This window comes from Deinococcus psychrotolerans, from assembly GCF_003860465.1.
Lineage (GTDB): Bacteria > Deinococcota > Deinococci > Deinococcales > Deinococcaceae > Deinococcus > Deinococcus psychrotolerans.
On record NZ_CP034186.1, the window covers coordinates 348,741 to 366,242 of the forward strand.

Genomic DNA, 17,502 nt, shown 5'->3' on the forward strand with positions numbered 1-17,502 from the left:
GTTGCCAGGCACGTTCCTGGCGCGATCACCGATTGCTGTTTGGCGGCATCTGCTGACCGCGCCGACCACCGACCACGACACACCGCGCGGCCCCAAGCCAAGTGGAGAAGCCGTCAAGTTTTCTCTGACGAATGCGGCGCGGCATATTACCGCTCACCTCAATTGGAGAGATGACAACGCAGACGATCAAGGGTACGGCGACGGTTTGGGTTTCCGCCTCTTTGAACATCCATCCCGGTCAACGGGCCAGTCTTCCGTGTGGCTGCCGACCGGTGGAGGACCTCTATGAATCAACAATGGCGGCCAGGAGAAATTCTGGCCCACAGTCGGATGAATGCCGTGCGGCTCGTGCTGCTGGCCCTGTTCCTGACGGGAGGCTGGGGAAGTGCGGAGAGGGTCTACCTCCTCACGCCCGGGGAAGCCACACCTGGAGCCAACCAGTTCGTTCCTCGTGCGGAAGCACAACGGGTGACCGCCTTCGCGGATTTCTCATCTTGCGCGGCAAACGAAAGAGTGTGGACTGTGCAGACCAAGCAGTACACCTCTCCACCGATCATCCACGTCTACACTGTCAACAATCCACCCGGCGGGCAGACCGCACTGGACCTTGGCGTGATTCAGGCAGACGGGTATTTGGAGTTGCGGACATATGGACGTTGTTATGGCGCTACCGCCGGTCAAGAATCCAATTACCCTATACCCACCCGGCTCACGGCAGACGCGAGCAATCCCGCTTACGTGCTGACAGGCCAGCCAGCCCAGTACAAATTTAACAACAGCGGCGAAGGCGTGACGTACACCATCAACTGGGGTGAAGGAGCGCCCGAAACCTGGGTGGGCTTCGGCGGTGAGCCGACCCATACCCTCCCCCACACCTACAACACAGCGGGCGTCTACACGATCAGTACTGTGGCCAGCAACGCGGGTTACACCGCCCCGGAACGCACATCGACCGTGACAGTCTTGACTCCCACCTTGACGCTGCTGACGACGTATCAGGTGGAGCCACGAGACAACATGGCCATCTTGTACAAGGATCTGCTTCCTGGAAGTAGCCACACTGTGGACTGGGGCGACGGTACGACGAGTGACTTTGTTATGCCCGCAGGCCCGCCTCAGCCGTTGAGACTGCTACATGCCTATGCGAAGGAAGGGACCTACACCATTCGCACCCCAACCCAGCCCAGCCTCGCCCCCCTTCAAATCACCATCAAGGCTTCTCCACCCAACCTGACGGTGTCAGGCACAGGATTGGCCGCGACGCTCAATATCAGCTATACCCAACCTGGCACGAACTACACGGTCGACTGGGGCGACAACCAGACCTCGCCGCTGGCGGGGAACCTTTCGGCGCAGCAGCTGAATCACACTTACTCGTCACCCAGCACCTACACGGTCAACGTGTATGGCCCGACCTCGGCCACGACCACGGGCGTGCTGGGAACCGCAACCTTCACAGCCACCCTGGGCAACGTGACCCTCAGCGCCGCCCCTCAGCGGCCCGTGGTGAGGGAACAGGTGGTGGTCACGCTGACTGGACTGGCTGATTCGGCCACGTACGATCTGAACTGGGGAGACGGCACCACCGAGCCGGTGAACGGCCAGACGACCGCGTCGCGCTCGCACGCCTACGCGGCGGCCCAGGATTACACCATCACCGTGACCAACGGCGGGCGGACGCTGGGTACCACCGCCGTGGCCGTGCAGGTTCCCACACCGGTGCTCTCCCATACCGCTCAGAATCTGACCGTGACCCTCCAGGTACAAAACCTCGTGGCGGGCGCGGCCTACACGGTGAACTGGGGTGAGGGAGCGCCCGAGCCACTCAATGCCACTGGCCCGGTTGCGACCCTCACGCACGCCTACCCCAGACCCGGCACGTACACGGTGAGCGTCACACCCGCACGCGGCGCACCCGCCACCGAATCCGTGTCCGTGGTCGCCTCGCAGCCGAAGCTGGCCATCATCCCGCCGGTCGTAGACACCGATCAGACGGTCACGGCAACCCTGTCCGACCTGACCAAAACGCTGAGCTACACCCTCGACTGGAAAGACGGCCCGCCGATCACCTTCACGGCGGCCGACGTGATCAACACCCTGACCCACAGCTACGCCGTGCCCGGCACGTACCAGGCGGAACTGACTTCCTCCAGCACCAATCCGGTCTCCGCACCTGTCACGGTGCGGCCCGCCGCGCCCACCCTGCAATTGGTGGCCAATGAACTGAGCGTCACGCTCACCGCCGCCAAGCTCTACGCCGGCGTGACCTATACCGTCAACTGGGGCGCAGGTGTAACCGAAACCTTCCAGGCCACCGGACCGATCATGACCCTCACGCATCTCTACGCCGCGCCGGGCATGCAGACGGTCACGCTCACCCCTAACGGCGGCACGCCGGCCACGGCCACGGTGACGCTCACGGTCCCCGCGCCCACCCTGAGCGTGGCACCAGCGCAGGGATCGACCGACACCACCTTCACTGCCGCGCTGGGCCAGCTGGTTCCATCACTCACCTACACCCTGAACTGGGGCGACGGTAGCAGTGAACCCGTGACCGGTGCTGCGACCTTCACCCGCACCCACCAGTACACCAGGCCCGGCACCTTCAGCGTCTCGGTCAAATACGCCGATGCCCCGCCCGTTCAGCAGAGCGTGACCGTGAACGTGCCGACCCCGATTCTGAGCGCCACCAACCTCAACCTGAACGCGACCCTGCGACTGAGCAGACTCGTTCAGGCGGCGACCTACCGCGTGCAGTGGGGTGACGGTCAGGAGCAGCCTCTGACTGCTCAGACGCCGGAAACGACGCTGACGCACACCTACGCGGCACCGGGAACCTACACCCTCACCGTGACCCCCACCCTCGGAGACGCGGGAACCACGACTCTGGATGTCAGGTACGTGAATGTGGACGCGCCCACCCTGACCCTCACTCCCATCACCGCCAGCGTCTACGACGTGATCAAGGCCGACTTCAGCGCTCTGATTCCTGCCCTGAGCTACACCCTGGATTGGGGCGACGGGCAGCGCGAGGTCATCACTGACCTCGCCAGCGGCACCCGCAGCCATGCCTACACCACCGCCGGCACCTACACCGTCAGCTTGAAAGCGCCGGAATCACCGGCGGCCATCAAGACCGTAACCGTTACGCAGCCAGCGGCCACCCTGACCGCGACGAGTAACGCTTTGCAGGGACAGGCCACCATTACCGGGCTGGTCAAGGCTCTGGCCTACCGGCTCGACTGGGGCGACGGCACGCCAGCCGTGGATATCACGGGTGTGGAGACGCAGACCCTGAGCCACAACTACGCCCGTCCAGGCAACTACCGTCTGACCTTGAGTGTGCCCGGGAGTGCTCCGGTGAGCGCCGCGCTCACCGTGAGTGTGCCGGCAGCTACCCTGACTTCAACGACGGACGCGCTGAGCGTGACCGCCGTGGTCAGCGGCTTGCAGGAAAGTCTGACTTACCGGCTCACCTGGGGCGACGGTTCGAATACCGATCTGACTGGCAAAGTCACCGACACCCTGACCCACACGTACGCCAAACCCGGTGTCTACGCTCTCGAACTCAGCACGCCCGGTGCTCCCAGCGTGACCGCTAACGTGACGTTAACCCTCCCTGCGGTCACGCTGAGCGTGACCCCGGCCCAAGGCTCCACCGACACCACCTTCAGCGCCGTGATCGGTCAGCTGGTGCCGACCCTCACCTATACCCTCGACTGGGGCGAAGGGGTCAGCGAACCGGTCACCGGTGTAAGAACCTTTACCCGCACCCATCAGTACGCCAAACCCGGCACCTTCAGCGTCTCGGTCAAGTACGGAGATTCTGCTCCCGTTCAGCAGACCGTGACCGTGAACGTGCCGACCCCGGTGCTAAGCGCCACCAATCTCAACCTGAACGCAACCCTGCGGCTGAGCCGGCTCAGCCCAGCAGCCACCTACCGTGTGCAGTGGGGCGACGGCCAGGAACAGCCGCTCGTCGCCCAGACCTCCGACGCCGTGTTGCCGCACACCTACAGCGCCCCCGGCACCTACACCATTACCGTGACTCCCACGCTTGGGGATCCGAGCAGCGTCACCCTGAACGTCAAGTACGTCAGCGTGGACGCGCCAGTCCTGACCCTCACTCCCATCACCGCCAGCGTCTACGACGTGATCAAGGCCGACTTCAGCGCTCTGATTCCTGCCCTGAGCTACACCCTGGATTGGGGTGATGGGCAGCGCGAGGTCATCACCGGCCTGACGGTCGGCACCCGCGTTCATACTTACACCGTTGCCGGCACCTACACCGTCAGCTTGAAAGCGCCGGAGTCGCCGGCTGCCATCAAGACCGTAACCGTCACGCAGCCGCTGGCCACCCTGACCGCGACGAGTAACGCTTTGCAGGGACAGGCCACCCTCACCGGGCTGGTCAAGGCCCTGGCCTACCGGCTCGACTGGGGCGACGGGACACCGGCCATCGACATCAAGGATGTGGAGACGCAGACCCTGAGTCACAATTACGCCCGTCCCGGCACCTACCGTCTGGTTCTGAGTGTGCCCGGGAGTGCTCCGGTGAGCGCCGCGCTCACCGTGAGTGTGCCGGCAGCTACCCTGACTTCAACGACGGACGCGCTGAGCGTGACCGCCGTGGTCAGCGGCTTGCAGGAAAGTCTGACTTACCGGCTCACCTGGGGCGACGGTTCGAATACCGATCTGACTGGCAAAGTCACCGACACCCTGACCCACACGTACGCCAAACCCGGTGTCTACGCTCTCGAACTCAGCACGCCCGGTGCTCCCAGCGTGACCGCTAACGTGACGTTAACCCTCCCTGCGGTCACGCTGAGCGTGACCCCGGCCCAAGGCTCCACCGACACCACCTTCAGCGCCGTGATCGGTCAGCTGGTGCCGACCCTCACCTATACCCTCGACTGGGGCGAAGGGGTCAGCGAACCGGTCACCGGTGTAAGAACCTTTACCCGCACCCATCAGTACGCCAAACCCGGCACCTTCAGTATCTCGGTCAAGTACGCCGACGCCCCCCCCGTTCAGCAGAATGTGACCGTGAACGTGCCGACCCCGGTGCTAAGCGCCACCAATCTCAACCTGAACGCAACCCTGCGGCTGAGCCGGCTCAGCCCAGCGGCCACCTACCGCGTGCAGTGGGGCGACGGCCAGGAACAGCCGCTCGTCGCCCAGACCTCCGACGCCGTGTTGCCGCACACTTACAGCGCCCCCGGCACCTACACCATTACCGTGACTCCCACGCTTGGGGATCCGAGCAGCGTCACCCTGAACGTCAAGTACGTCAGCGTGGACGCGCCAGTCCTGACCCTCACTCCCATCACCGCCAGCGTCTACGACGTGATCAAGGCCGACTTCAGCGCTCTGATTCCTGCTCTGAGCTACACCCTGGACTGGGGCGATGGACAGCGCGAGGTCATCACTGGAGTGATGACCGGCACCCGCAGCCATGCCTACATCACCGCTGGCAACTACACCGTCAGCTTGAAAGCGCCGGAATCACCGGCGGCCATCAAGACCGTAACCGTCACGCAGCCGCTGGCTACCCTGACCGCGACGAGTAACGCTTTGCAGGGACAGGCCACCATTACCGGGCTGGTCAAGGCCCTGACGTACCGGCTCGATTGGGGCGACGGCACGCCAGCCGTGGATATCACGGGTGTGGAGACGCAGACCCTGAGCCACAACTACGCCCGTCCCGGCACCTACCGTCTGACCTTGAGTGTGCCCGGGAGTGCTCCGGTGAGCGCCGCGCTCACCGTGAGTGTGCCGGCGGCCACCCTGACTGCTACGACGGACGCGCTGAGCGTGACCGCCGTGGTCAGCGGCTTGCAGGAGAGCCTAACCTACCGGCTCACCTGGGGCGACGGTTCGAATACCGATCTCACTGGCAAAGTCACCGACACCCTGACCCACACGTACGCCAAACCCGGTGTCTACGCCCTCGAACTCAGCACGCCCGGTGCCCCCAGCGTCACCGCTACCGTGAATGTTCAAGTCCGGCCTCTGGTGCTGGCAGTGGTTGCCCCCGAATTGCGGGCCACGGCCTCGCTCAGTGGCATGGTCAGCGCCCTGACTTACACCGTGAACTGGGGCGACGGACAGCAGGACACGGTCACGGGCCAGACCGCCACGACCTTGGTTCATACATACTTGAAACCCGGGCAGTACACGGTCACCGTCACTGCTCCCAGCCTGGAACCCGTCACGACTACCTTCACTGCGGGTCTTCCGCCGCAGGAAGTTCTCACCGCCACACCAGGTAGTTCACCGGACGTACTGGACATCCGCATTACTGGACTTCTGGAGGGCGCGACCTACTTGCTCGATTACGGTGACGGCCAGGTGGAACAACTGACCTTTATCGGCCAGTCAGGCCGCTGGACGCACCGGTACGCCCGCACGGGCGTGTACACCCTGACGCTGAATCTGCGCACGCCGGACGGTGTGAGCAGCGTCCGCGCGGTCACGACCGTGCAGGCACAGTTGCAGCTGTCCCTGAGGGCGGCCACGGTAGCGTTCGCGAGCGATTCTACGAACTCAAACATTACCCTGAATTCTCTTGATCCTGTCGCCGTCCGCCTGACCATCGACTACACCGGGAGCGGCAGCCTGACGGGCAACTGGCTTCTGGACGGTCAGGCTGGTCCTCCCGTCACCGTGAATCTGCCGGATGGAGGCACCACAGCGACCGCAACTTACACGGTCTCGCCGCCCAAGCCTGGCAACCATACGGTGTCGTTCCGCATCGCAGATGTCCAGTCGACATGCGCCGCGGCTTGCCCAGCACCCATTCTGCCCGGGGCGAACACGCTCAGGTACACCCTCGACAGCCCGAGTCTCCTCACTTATGGGGGACTGAGCGTCAAGCTGACCAGCATCAAGAACCTGGACCTGAAGAGCTTTGCTGCTGAAGGAACGGTGCGCCTGATCGTGGGTGGCGCAGATCTGGGCGAACAGAATGTCACGATGGCGAACCTTCAGGTGACCCGCTCGGCCACGGGCTACAAGGTCACGGGCGGCGACCCGACCAGAGTGAGCCTGGCCAATCTTCCCCTGCGCCTGCTGAGCCTGGGTGAGGCGAGTGTCCGCCTCACGTCCCTGAACCTCAGCTCTGAAGGCGCAGCACTCAGCGGAACTGTTCAGATGCCCAGCGGCACGGGTACCGGACTGACTTTCACAGACGCCAGCTTGCTGGAAGGCGGCGAGCTCCTGGCCGACCTCAAGGGCAGCGCGAATGCTTTGGGCGACCTGAAGATCGGCACCACTGGAATCAGCGTTTCGGCCACCGGTGGCGTGCTCGATCTGTCGCGCAAGCAGAACGCCGACGGCCTGAGTGCTGCCTACACGGGCGGCACGGCACCCACACCTGACTGGATGGGTGTGGTGTTGCCGGGTGCCAACCTGACCATCGGCAGCCCCATCGTCTCCGGCACCCCGGTGAGCGTGAGTGGCTTGGTGGCCTACACGCTGGGCGGCTACGCCACCGCCTTCGATTTCACGCCCACCGATCTGAGCGTCGGTGGCTGGGCCATCAAGTCCGGGCCGCTGAAAATGTCCATCAGCGGCAGCGCCATAGCCAGCTTGAACGGCCAGGGCAGCCTGACCGTCCCCATGGTGAACGAGCCTCTTGCCCTGACCATCGGCTGGAACCCGCAGCTCGGGAATCCTGGCGCGAAGTGGGAAGTGAAGTCGGACGTCGCCGTGGCGAACCATGACTTCGGGCGCACGGCGCTGGACCTGGGCCGACCCACCTGGGAGTTCGGCGGCGACGGTAAGGCGAAACTGATCTTCTCGAACGCCAAATGGAATCTGGGCAGCGTGAGCGGCAAGGACGTCAAGGTGCCGGTCTATAACATGACCTTCACCCCGGACGGCGGGGTCAGCCTGGGCGGTGAGGCCTGGGCCAGCGCCACAGGCCTGACGAACTTCACGCTGTTTGATTACCCTCTGCCCACCGCCGAAATCGGCACCCGCCGCGAGGCGGACGGCCAGTACACACTCAGTCTGCGTGGCAAACTCCAACTGGGTGACGCGCTTCCCGTGAACGCCGTCGCGAGTCCCATCAGCTTCTGGGTGAAAGACGGTAAGGACGTGAAAATCGTCTTCGACAAGATTCGGATCTTCGGTCAGATCAAGACCGTGGATTATGACGTGTCCGTCGCCGCCTCGTTCAAAGATGAAAACAACCTGGAATTCATCGGGCAGGGCACCATCAAGATCGCCAAGAAAATTGCTGTGGCCGCCAAAGCTGGCTTCGGGCGGGACAACGGCACCAGCTACGGCTTCTTCTGGGCCTCTGTCGCCTCATCCGGCCTGAAACCCTTCGTCACCGTCGGCTCCGTGGGATTCTACGAATTCAGCGGCGGTGTGGGCATCAACATGGTCTGGAAGGACGGGAAGTTCGATGCACCGCCCGTGAAAGCCATTCCGCCCGCCGGTGCCGCTCGCGTGGTTAACGTCGCGATTCAGGCAGGCGCAGTGTTCGGAACGGCCATCGACAACGGTACCACCGCCCACTTCCGGGGCACGCTGGGCGTGGACTCAGAAGGCACTGTGGCCATCAAGGCCGTGGGCTGGCTCTTTACCCCGCTGGCACAGGGCGCTCTCGGAAGCTATTCCTCCGGCACGGCCAGCGCTGCTGGCCCGAACCTCTCGACCGTCTCGACCAAGGGGAGCCTGGCACCTCAGGTTGCCGCACTGATTCTGTTGAGCGTGCCGCCCGAGAGTCCCGACAGCGGCTACCTGCTCGTGCAGGGCTGCGTGGGGCCAGCTGCCAAGTCATCGGTCGGTGGGCTGGACTGCACGCACAACCGTGAACTCGACTTCTATAACATCGTCGCCGTGAGCGGGTACGCCGAGATGTACATGCCGTTTTCCGGCAGCGGTCAGCGCGTGTACCTGGGCACCAAAGCCAACCCGATCAGCGTGCGCCTGCTCTCTATCAAATCAGGCAGCACCACCACCACGACCACGGCAGCCGTCAAAAATGCGGACGGTACTACCACGGACGCCACCTCCGGTACCACGGCCAACTCTTCATCGAATGCGGCCACCGCAGGCTCTAGTAACACCACGACCAGCCGGGCCGATGGACTGGGGTACAACGGCTACCTGATGGTGGACGGTACCCAAATCAGCGTGGGTGTGGGCGTCAGTCTGGCCTACAGTGTGGGTCAGAGTGGCACCGGCAAGGTCTGCGACTGGTACTGGTACGCCAATGCGCACCTGGCCCTGAACGCGGACTTCACCGTCGTGTATGACCCCACGTCCCTCGACGCCTCGGTGACCCTCAGTGCCGGTGCCGCTGCAGGCGCGGGAGCGTGCGGCCTCAAGGTCGATGTGGGCATCAACCTGTCAATCACCGGACACCTGTACGTCTCGGCAGCCAGCAGTTATATCGACGGCACAGCGTCGGGCAGTGTGACCCTGCCGGTCATCGGTGACCTTCCCTTCAGCGTCAAGGGTCGCGTCGACTTCTGAATGCACAGCGGGGGTGGCAAGCACCACAAGCCACCCCCGCATCCCCAACAGCCCTACCAACCCATCCCACGAGGCCCCATCCATGCGAATATCCCTGCTTCTACTGACCCTTACGGCTACTCTGGGCGTGGCGTCTGCCCAAACAAGCACCGCGCCCAAGGGCAGTCCGGCCAAAGGCGGCGTGGCGGCTCTGCCCACCCCCGACGGTGCCATGCTGCGCTGGGCGCTCCCCGGCGACGTCCTGCCTGCTAGGGGCTTCCGCCTGCGGATCAACGGCCCCGGCGGCACCCGAGACCAGACGGTGGCTTCTCCCCAGTCATATTCCGCCGCGCTCGGCCTGTCCAAAGCGGATTACGATGCACTGGTCAGCGTGTACGAACAACCCCCAAAAAACGACTCGGAACGGACCCAGAGAACCTTTTTCAACCTGAACGTGGTCGCCCGGCCCGTCTATGCCCACGCTCTAGGCATCATGACGACCCTTGAAGGGCTGTCCCCCGGCCAGTACACCGTCACCGTGACTGCCGTGGGCAGCAATGAAACAAAGGTCGGCGAGGCGACGTTCAAGACGGGGGCGATGCCCGCTGTGCCCGCACCCAGCACACCCAAGGCCAAACCCGGCCCCGCTGCCGTGCAGCTCACATGGACCGTGCCGCCGCCCGGCCCCAGCAATCTGGTGGTGGCCTACAAGATTTACCGCGCCAGCGGCGCGGGCGCGTATGCCCTGCTGCAACCCACCCCATTTTTTCTGACCACTGCGCCGGGCGGTGACGTGTTCAAAGACACCGACCTGAAGGCCAAGACCACCTACCGCTACCAGGTGGCGTCCGTAGACCTGTTCGGTCGTGAGTCCGCCCGGACGGCCCCAATCACCGTCACCACCGAGGCCGTCACCGTCCTACCGGCACCCGAGGACCTTCAGGCGACCGTCAAGGAACGCGCCGTGACCCTGCGCTGGACTGCGCCGAAAGACAGCCGGATCACGCAGCAGATCATCGTGCGCGGCACCGACCCTAGTCAGCCACTAAGCGCACTGGCCACACTGCCTCCAGGAGCGAACACCTACACTGACACCACCGGACGTGCCGGTGAGCCCTACGTGTACGCCGTCGTCACGCGGGACGCGGGTGGGCAGGTGGGCGCACGCAGTAGTCTCGTCGGCGCACGGCCCGTGAACACCAGGCCCCCCGCCCCGCCATCTGGCGTGAAGATCACGGCAGGTGTGGCCGCCATCACGCTGAGCTGGGAAGCAAACCGCGAGAAAGACATCGAAGGCTACCAGATCTACCGCAGTGAGTCCGGCGGGGCGGGTGCGCCTTCCCTGCTCGTCAACGCCTCGCCCGTCGTGGGCACGACCTTCACCGATCCCCTGGTCGCCGGTTTGCAAAACCGCTACTCCTACCGCGTCACGGCCCTGAATACTTCCCAGGCGGAGTCCGCACGTTCGGCAGCTGTTGCCTCCAAGCTGATCGACAAGACGCCCCCGCCCGCCCCGACCCTGCTTCCTTCCACGGTGAGCGCACAGGGCGTGAAACTCAGCTGGACGCAGGCCGACCTCCCGGACCTGGCCGGTTTCCGCGTGTCGCGCGCCGCAGGGGGTTCGGCACCCGTGGAACTGGGCCGCCTGAAGGCCGCGACCCGCACGTATCTGGACGCCACGGCGGAGTCTGGCGTGACCTACGCGTACAGCGTGCAGAGCGTTGATGACGCCGGGAACGTCTCGGCGTCCTCTGAACCGGTGGTCATCCGCCGCGCCAGCACGGGCCTTCCGGCAGCGCCCCAGGGTGCCGCTGTCAAGGCGCTGGAAGCGGGTGCCGGTAACCGCGTCACCTGGACGGCCACTCCCGGCCTGCCGGTGGCCGTATACCGCCTGGATGCGGCGGGCAGCGAGCCGCTGCAGGTGTCGGGCCTGATCACCACCGGATCGTTCACCGATGCCCAGGGCACCCCGGACAGCGAGTACCGACTCCGCGCCGTGAACGAACGCGGGCAGATGAGCGCACTCACGCCGCCCCAGACGGTGGCAAAGCCTTAAGTGGAGTTCTCCAGCACCGTGGCATCTGCTCAGCTCAAGCTGAGCATTTTGGAACCAACCGCACTTCCACGTCCATCTCCAGCACCTCAGCCATGCGGCGCAAGGTTTCCATCCCGTGTGCGTGGTAATCGGGACTGAGCCAGCGTGACACCACTGGCGGCGTCACGCCGAGTTGCTGGGCCACCTGAGCGCCACTCATCTGCCGCAGTCTCAGTGCTCGCCGCAGTTCCAAGCTGACCGGATCAGGAGCGGGCGCGAGTGGCAGGTACTGGAGTTCCAGCACCTGCACATTTGGTGCAGCGGCCTCAACAGCTCGGGCAATCAGAAGATCCAGATCGCGCATCACTTTGAGATCGAAGCCGAGTTCCTCACCGTCAGCGCTGAAGGTGGTCGGCACACCGAAGACCGTGACCGAGAAGCCACGCTGCTGAGTTTGGTAAGTGGTGAATTGCTGCATCCGTCCCTCCTTTCAGTTCGCCATCACGGTGATGACAAGGTAATACCGCTCTTTCCAGTCAATCTTGGCTCGCACGCGCACTTTACCGAGGTAGCGGTCAAAATTGAGGCCAGGTGCGCGAGTTCCACCGGGAAGGTCTTTGGTGATCTCATCGGGAAAACTGATGGCATCAAGGACATCGCCGAGAGTGAGGGCGTCAAGGCCAAGTTCTTCACGGGCGTGCAGGGTGAAGATCAATGTCTCCTGATCGATGGATGTTGCGGGTAAGCTCGTGCGGCAGGGTGATGGCGATCTGCTTGGCACCGTCGGTATCGCGCCGCGCCCGCGTGAAGACCAGCTTTTCGATCAGTCGGAAGCTAACTGTGACCCAGTCGTCGTCCTCGTGGCTTCGCCAAGCGCCGCTGATCCAGTATTGAGTCGAACTAAGGCGCTCTAAGCTGACCCGTAGCATCTGACGGTTGGCTCCTGTATCGAATAGACCGCACATCTGGAGTAGCCGATACATGGTAAAGCTGAACAGCCCATCATCCGGGCAGCCCTGCTCAATGTAGAGTTCCTGAAGGGCCAGATAAGTATCGTTGTCGATGCCGTGCGGCACGCCGTATTTCTGGGTGCCGTTGCATTCGATTTCACTGGAGACGCCATTGCGACTGAAGGCGACCTTCCACTGGGCATAATCCTCTGCGATCTTGCGCTGGATCGAAATGAGCCCCAACTGACCCACGTTGAGATCCTCACGCAGTGTGATGGCCTGTTCGGCTTCTCTGATCGCAGGCACCCTAGACATACCCCAGTCTAGTCGCTTTAGCCTGTTAACACGATACCGTCATGAATGGGGGAAACGAGAGGAAATAGACGAGTCTACCCTCCCGCTCATCCCGTTATGAATGGGGGGAAAGAGAGGATTAGTGCCGTCTGACGCGCGCGGGACTTCGCGCCTGATGTTTATTCGTATCAAGTAGTAAAAGATATACTACTCAAAAAATAAACAACAATCAGGAACTGCGATTTCGATCGGCCCAGGTTTTAAGCTTAAAAGTCCAAGTGTCGTCCCTAAGACTTTGTCTTGTGACAACCCGCGGCGGGGTTCTGGCAAGCTGTTGCTGACAAAGTAAACCCGAGGAGCGGCGGCAGGTGGCCTGAACTTCAGGTTACCTGCTGTACGATGTCCTTCCAGCTTCGCAGTGTGGTTCTTAGAAAAGATCGTCGGTCGTGAGTGGGGATGGTCGAGTGGGTAGAGCCGTGAAGATTGGTATCTTGGGCAGGCATCTGACCAAGTTGGGGGTACACCTGTCACAGGAAGATCCTTAACCTTATCCTGTCTATAATTTTTAGTGTTACTAAAGTATGTTAAGTCATGCGGACACTGAAAGTTGAGCTTCGAGAGCACGATAAATCCCTCTTCACCACGGAGCTTGAGACGTTCCTGACGCCCAAAGAGCTTCTCCGTCTTTTGCCTAAACTGCTTGACGCTCCGGTCTCTAGGGTTATGAAGCCTCCGCTGAAAACCAGCCAGAAGTACGTCCGTCTCGCTGAGCATCTCCGCCGCTCCTCCCAGGACAGCCTCACCCTCACTTACGAGGAGATGGAAGGCATTCTTCATGCCCCGTTTCCCAGTTCGGCTCGAAAGCATCGTGCCTGGTGGAGCAACAGCGTTCAGGGCCACTCTCAGGCCAGCGCCTGGCTCAACGAAAGATGGCAGGTCGCCAGTGTCCAGCCCGGCAGCGTAACCTTTCAACGGAATAACAGCAATGATGCGGACTCCTGTTTTCGAGCGAATGGCCAGCAAAGCTCTCGATCACCTTAACGCGGGCATGAGTCCTGCCGCCGCCTGGGAACGAGCCAGCAACGAAGTGAAGTGTGGCCCTGAAACACGGATTAAAGTCTGCCCCCGTTCAGCATTTATCAGTCTTGCAGAGCACGGACATATTCGTGGCTACACAGCAGGTGAGCCGAACAAGCCCCTCTCCAAAAACGCCAGCTATTGCCTGACCGGAGCGCTGCTTCTCCAAAAGGACCCCACGTTGATTGGAAAACGCAGCCTGCTCTGGCAGGAAATCCACCAACAAACGGCCTGCTGAAGGCTCTGGGCATCCGTGACGGTGACAGGGTGCTGGGTCATTTTTATTGCTCCTGTGGATTTTGACTTCTATTGAAATGATCTACCGCTGTCCAGCCCTGCTCGCTATCACGCAAACTGCGTCAGTCGATGGGCTTGAGGCCCGCCAGAATCTGTTCTCTCATCCCTTCTAAACGGGGCGGCAGGATGGTCTTCTCGCCCAGCGTCGCCGGGTCCTCGTCCACCCCAAAGCCGGGGCCATCGGTGGCGATCTCGAACAACACCCCTCCCGGCTCGCGGAAGTACAGGCTGCGGAAGTAATAGCGGTCCACCTCCCCGCTGCTTTGCAGGCCGAAGTGGTTGAGATGCTCGTTCCAGGCGTGGTACTGCTGATCGTCGGGCGTGCGGAAGGCGACGTGATGCACCCCGCCTGCGCCGGGCCGCGCCGGGGACAGATCGGGCCGGACGGCCACATGCAGCTCGGCGTGGGGACCGCCCGCACCCATCTCGTAGACATGCACGGTGTGGGCGGGACTGGCCGGGTCAGGGTACTCGCGCACCGGGCGCAGATTCATGACCTGTTGCAGCGCGCGGTCCGTGTTCGCCAGGTTCTGGACGGTCATGGTGATCGGCCCCAGGCCGCGCAACTGGTGTTCGGCGGGGACCGGGCTGCTTTCCCAGGGCACCGGCGGGTCACCCGCCCCACCGTCCACCACCAGAGTGAGGCGCTGGCCTTCCGGGTCTTCAAAGTCCAGAGTGGGCCGCCCGTCGCGGTCGGTGACCTCGCCGTGCTGGATGCCCAGGCTCTCGAAACGCTCCTGCCAGTAGCGCAGGCTCAGCTCGTCCCGGACGCGCAGGGCGGTGCGGGTCACGCTGCGGCTGCCCTGGCCCTCGCGGCCCACCGGCCAGTCGAAAAAGGTCATGTCCGTGCCGGGGGTGCCCACCTTGTCGGCGTAAAACAGGTGGTAGGCGCTGACGTCATCCTGATTGACGCTGCGTTTGACCAAGCGCATGCCCAGGTCCTGGGTGTAAAAGCGTTTGTTCTCGCGAATGTCGGCGGACACGGCGGTCAGGTGATGGATGCCGGTCAACTGAAGATCACTGCTGGACATAATCAGACTCCTGGGAGGGGAAATGGGGGCAGATGAAATAGGGTTCCGGCGCGGCAGGGCCAAGCGTCCGTCCAGCGCGCCCGGTGGCCCATCAGGGATGAATTCAGAAGGAGGAGAGTGCGGTCAGCAACGTGCCTGGACGCTTGCAGGCTCCATACAGACACTCCGCACAAGAAACTTTACGACAGTGGCAGCCTGTCGGAATCGAATTCCAGGTCGGCCCGATCCCAGTGGCCCAGCTCCGCCGCCGCCACGTAGGTGCTTTGCAGGAACTCCAGCAGCGCCGCGTCCGGATCCGCCGCCGTACGCACCGCCTCGTAGGGCAGGACGAATTCGCCCAAGTCCTCGTGGTAGTACGTTGCTGCTGGCCCCACCTGGGCCGTCCTGAAGCCGTCTGGCTCGGGGTAGGCGTACGCGTAAAAGGCCGCCTCGCCCAGCCCGGATCCCGGCCAGAAGCCCGCGCTGGATAGCTCGTGGGAATACGCCTCTTCCATCACCCAATCTGCGCAGTTGGGCGCGCCGCCTGGATGCTTGGGGGCCGTGCGTCCCGAGAAGCGGGTCACCGCCAGGTCAGCGGCCCCCCAGAAGTAATGCACCGGGCTGACCTTGCCCAGAAAGCGCGCCCGGAACACGCTGAAGACCCGGTGGATGCTGAGGAGCGCCCGCCAGTAGCGCTGGGCAGCCTCCGGGTCATACGCCGCGTGGGCGTGGTCCTCGGGAAACGGCGTGATGGGGTCAGGCAATTCAACCGGGGTAGGCCGGATCTCCACATTCAGGCCCAGCGTGTCCAGCGCCGACATCAGGGCTTCGTAGAACGTAGCGACACTCAGCCCTTCCAGCGCAAAGGAGCGTTCGTCGCCAGTGGCCGAGATAACCGCCAGATGATGGCGGCGGAAATCGAACTCGATCTCGAAGGTGCCGTTTGGATGGTGCATCGGCCCGGTGGTCAGGCCGCGTGCGCCTGGGTACAGCGTGACGTGCCAGGAGTGGTTGTTCCAGGGGGTCAGCGCCAGCCGGATCTTGCCGACGATCTGGGTCCACAGGTGCAGGGTTTCCATGGTGTCCTGCCAGGGTGCCAGGGGCAGGGGCGGCCAGGCGTCGTGGGATGGGGTCATGGGTCCTCCAGAAAATGGGTTCAGTGGGGCTGAGGAAGTCTTTTTTGGTGCGGCAATCTCGGTAGCGAGGATACGGCGCTCAGTGAAAGCGTGATGTGTGCAGGTCAACCCAATGCGAATCAGGCCATGCTCCGCTGTGGGCGTCGCCAGGAGACCTTTTCTAGTTCTGTTCGGCCCCGTCGGCCCGCTGGCCCTCTTCCCGGTGGCCGTCTCCGCGCTGGTCGATGGAAGCCTGACCGCCGGGCTGGTCGCTCTTCCAGCCAATCTTGGCGTGCGTGCCGTCGCAAAAGGGCTTGTGGCTGCTCGCGCCGCAGCGGCACAGCGCCGCCCGCACTTCCCGCACCTCACCTTCGGGGGTCTGAATCACGAGGTCACCCCGCAGGGTCAGCGGCCCGTCCTTCACTGGCGTCAGCGTGGTGGGCACAGCGGGAGCTTCCGGGGGTCCGCCGTGCAGGGCATAGTGCAGAGCGCCGGTGGGGCAGGTTCGCACGATCTCGGCCACACGCTCGGCAGACGCCTCATTTTCCAGTTGAATCCAGGGGCGCTCCTTTGGGCGGAACACATCGGGCAGACCGCGCACGCAATTGGCAACGTGGGTGCAGCGCGGAGGATCGTAGGATACGGAGATCCCGTCGCTCGCGTAGGTCTTGCCGCGCAGCAGATCCTCACCGATCGGTTCATGGTGCTGGGTCATGGTTCAGTTTAGGGCACGGGCCGTCAGGGTAAGGAAAAGTTAAGAGAAAGGGAAACCGCTCCTCTATCATCGTCTCTGTCCCCCAGCAGACATGCCTGGAGGAATGGCCCATTTCGCATACAGCGTTTCAGGTAGCAACTTGAAAAATATGGAGGCCAGTCATGGCAGAGATGAGAAAAAACGAGGATCGGGAGCGCTACGAGGTGGTGGTGGACGGTCAGGTGGCCGGGTTCGCCGAGTACCGTCTCGTTGGAGACGCCGTGATGCTACCCCACACGGAAATCAAGCCCGAGTATGAAGGCCAGGGCCTGGGCGGGCAGGTGGCCCGGTTCGCGCTGGACGACGTGCGGCAGATGGGCCGACTGGCGATTCCGATGTGTCCCTTTATTGCCAGTTACATTCGGCAACATCCCGAGTACGTCGATCTGGTTCATCCGCAGCAACGCGGCATTTTTCATCTCTGACCTGGCAGAGATCTCACGGCTTGAGAAGCGCTGTGCCGAACATTGGCCGAGCATCAGATATCTGATAACTTGATCTA

11 protein-coding genes are annotated in these 17,502 nt (G+C 63.0%); 5 read left to right on the plus strand and 6 right to left on the minus strand.

Annotation, left to right across the window (positions count from 1 at the left end; translation table 11 throughout):
- The first annotated feature begins 285 nt into the window (after window positions 1–285).
- On the plus strand, window positions 286–9,489 hold the full coding sequence (locus EHF33_RS19515; RefSeq protein WP_124875328.1) for a PKD domain-containing protein: 9,204 nt from the start codon (window positions 286–288) through the stop codon (window positions 9,487–9,489).
- 82 nt (window positions 9,490–9,571) lie between these two features.
- Window positions 9,572–11,524, plus strand: a complete 1,953-nt coding sequence (locus EHF33_RS19520) for a fibronectin type III domain-containing protein (protein WP_124875330.1) — start codon at window positions 9,572–9,574, stop codon at window positions 11,522–11,524.
- Window positions 11,525–11,558: 34 nt separating this feature from the next.
- On the opposite strand, the gene EHF33_RS19525 is transcribed toward EHF33_RS19520, so the two are convergent.
- The 3 genes from EHF33_RS19525 to EHF33_RS19535 are packed head-to-tail and all read right to left on the minus strand — an operon-like array spanning window position 11,559 to window position 12,768.
- The gene (locus tag EHF33_RS19525) at window positions 11,559–11,981 is read right to left on the minus strand and encodes a helix-turn-helix domain-containing protein (RefSeq protein WP_124875332.1); all 423 of its coding nucleotides are present in this window, start codon (window positions 11,979–11,981) and stop codon (window positions 11,559–11,561) included.
- Between the two features lie 12 nt (window positions 11,982–11,993).
- Window positions 11,994–12,218, minus strand: a complete 225-nt coding sequence (locus tag EHF33_RS19530; RefSeq protein ID WP_124875334.1) for a DUF4258 domain-containing protein — start codon at window positions 12,216–12,218, stop codon at window positions 11,994–11,996.
- Window positions 12,193–12,768, minus strand: coding sequence for a replication initiator protein A (locus EHF33_RS19535; protein ID WP_241191431.1), 576 nt, complete (start codon window positions 12,766–12,768; stop codon window positions 12,193–12,195). The genes EHF33_RS19530 and EHF33_RS19535 overlap by 26 nt, the downstream gene beginning before the upstream one ends.
- 702 nt (window positions 12,769–13,470) lie before the next feature.
- Here EHF33_RS19535 and EHF33_RS22095 point away from each other — a divergent pair.
- Together EHF33_RS22095 and EHF33_RS19540 are read left to right on the plus strand one after the other, a co-directional pair.
- Entirely contained in the window at window positions 13,471–13,788 is a 318-nt protein-coding gene (locus EHF33_RS22095) for a DUF7662 domain-containing protein (RefSeq protein ID WP_420889982.1), read from the plus strand.
- Window positions 13,733–14,062 carry a DUF6979 family protein gene (locus EHF33_RS19540; protein WP_124875336.1) on the plus strand — a complete coding sequence of 110 codons (330 nt, stop codon included), beginning with the start codon at window positions 13,733–13,735 and terminating at the stop codon, window positions 14,060–14,062. Before EHF33_RS22095 ends, EHF33_RS19540 begins: the two co-directional genes overlap by 56 nt.
- A gap of 121 nt (window positions 14,063–14,183) precedes the next feature.
- Here EHF33_RS19540 and EHF33_RS19545 read toward each other — a convergent pair whose 3' ends face one another.
- From EHF33_RS19545 to EHF33_RS19555, 3 genes are all read right to left on the minus strand, one after another.
- Window positions 14,184–15,152, minus strand: a complete 969-nt coding sequence (locus EHF33_RS19545; protein WP_124875338.1) for a ring-cleaving dioxygenase — start codon at window positions 15,150–15,152, stop codon at window positions 14,184–14,186.
- 179 nt (window positions 15,153–15,331) lie between these two features.
- On the minus strand, window positions 15,332–16,267 hold the full coding sequence (locus tag EHF33_RS19550; protein ID WP_124875340.1) for a DUF5996 family protein: 936 nt from the start codon (window positions 16,265–16,267) through the stop codon (window positions 15,332–15,334).
- 160 nt (window positions 16,268–16,427) lie between these two features.
- On the minus strand, window positions 16,428–16,961 hold the full coding sequence (locus EHF33_RS19555) for a (4Fe-4S)-binding protein (RefSeq protein ID WP_124875342.1): 534 nt from the start codon (window positions 16,959–16,961) through the stop codon (window positions 16,428–16,430).
- A 161-nt stretch (window positions 16,962–17,122) separates the two neighbouring features.
- On the opposite strand from EHF33_RS19555, the gene EHF33_RS19560 reads away from it, so the two are divergent.
- Window positions 17,123–17,425: a GNAT family N-acetyltransferase gene (locus EHF33_RS19560; protein WP_124875344.1), complete on the plus strand. Its 303-nt coding sequence runs from the start codon at window positions 17,123–17,125 to the stop codon at window positions 17,423–17,425.
- The last annotated feature ends 77 nt before the right edge of the window (window positions 17,426–17,502 follow it).

Bases quoted from the DNA above. Each gene is read 5' to 3' on its own strand.
- EHF33_RS19515 (WP_124875328.1), top strand. From the start codon at position 286: ATGAATCAACAATGGCGGCCAGGAGAAATTCTGGCCCACAGTCGGATG.
- EHF33_RS19520 (WP_124875330.1), top strand. From the start codon at position 9,572: ATGCGAATATCCCTGCTTCTACTGACCCTTACGGCTACTCTGGGCGTG.
- EHF33_RS19525 (WP_124875332.1), bottom strand. From the start codon at position 11,981: ATGCAGCAATTCACCACTTACCAAACTCAGCAGCGTGGCTTCTCGGTC.
- EHF33_RS19535 (WP_241191431.1), bottom strand. From the start codon at position 12,768: ATGTCTAGGGTGCCTGCGATCAGAGAAGCCGAACAGGCCATCACACTG.
- EHF33_RS22095 (WP_420889982.1), top strand. From the start codon at position 13,471: ATGAAGCCTCCGCTGAAAACCAGCCAGAAGTACGTCCGTCTCGCTGAG.
- EHF33_RS19540 (WP_124875336.1), top strand. From the start codon at position 13,733: ATGATGCGGACTCCTGTTTTCGAGCGAATGGCCAGCAAAGCTCTCGAT.
- EHF33_RS19545 (WP_124875338.1), bottom strand. From the start codon at position 15,152: ATGTCCAGCAGTGATCTTCAGTTGACCGGCATCCATCACCTGACCGCC.
- EHF33_RS19550 (WP_124875340.1), bottom strand. From the start codon at position 16,267: ATGACCCCATCCCACGACGCCTGGCCGCCCCTGCCCCTGGCACCCTGG.
- EHF33_RS19555 (WP_124875342.1), bottom strand. From the start codon at position 16,961: ATGACCCAGCACCATGAACCGATCGGTGAGGATCTGCTGCGCGGCAAG.
- EHF33_RS19560 (WP_124875344.1), top strand. From the start codon at position 17,123: ATGGCAGAGATGAGAAAAAACGAGGATCGGGAGCGCTACGAGGTGGTG.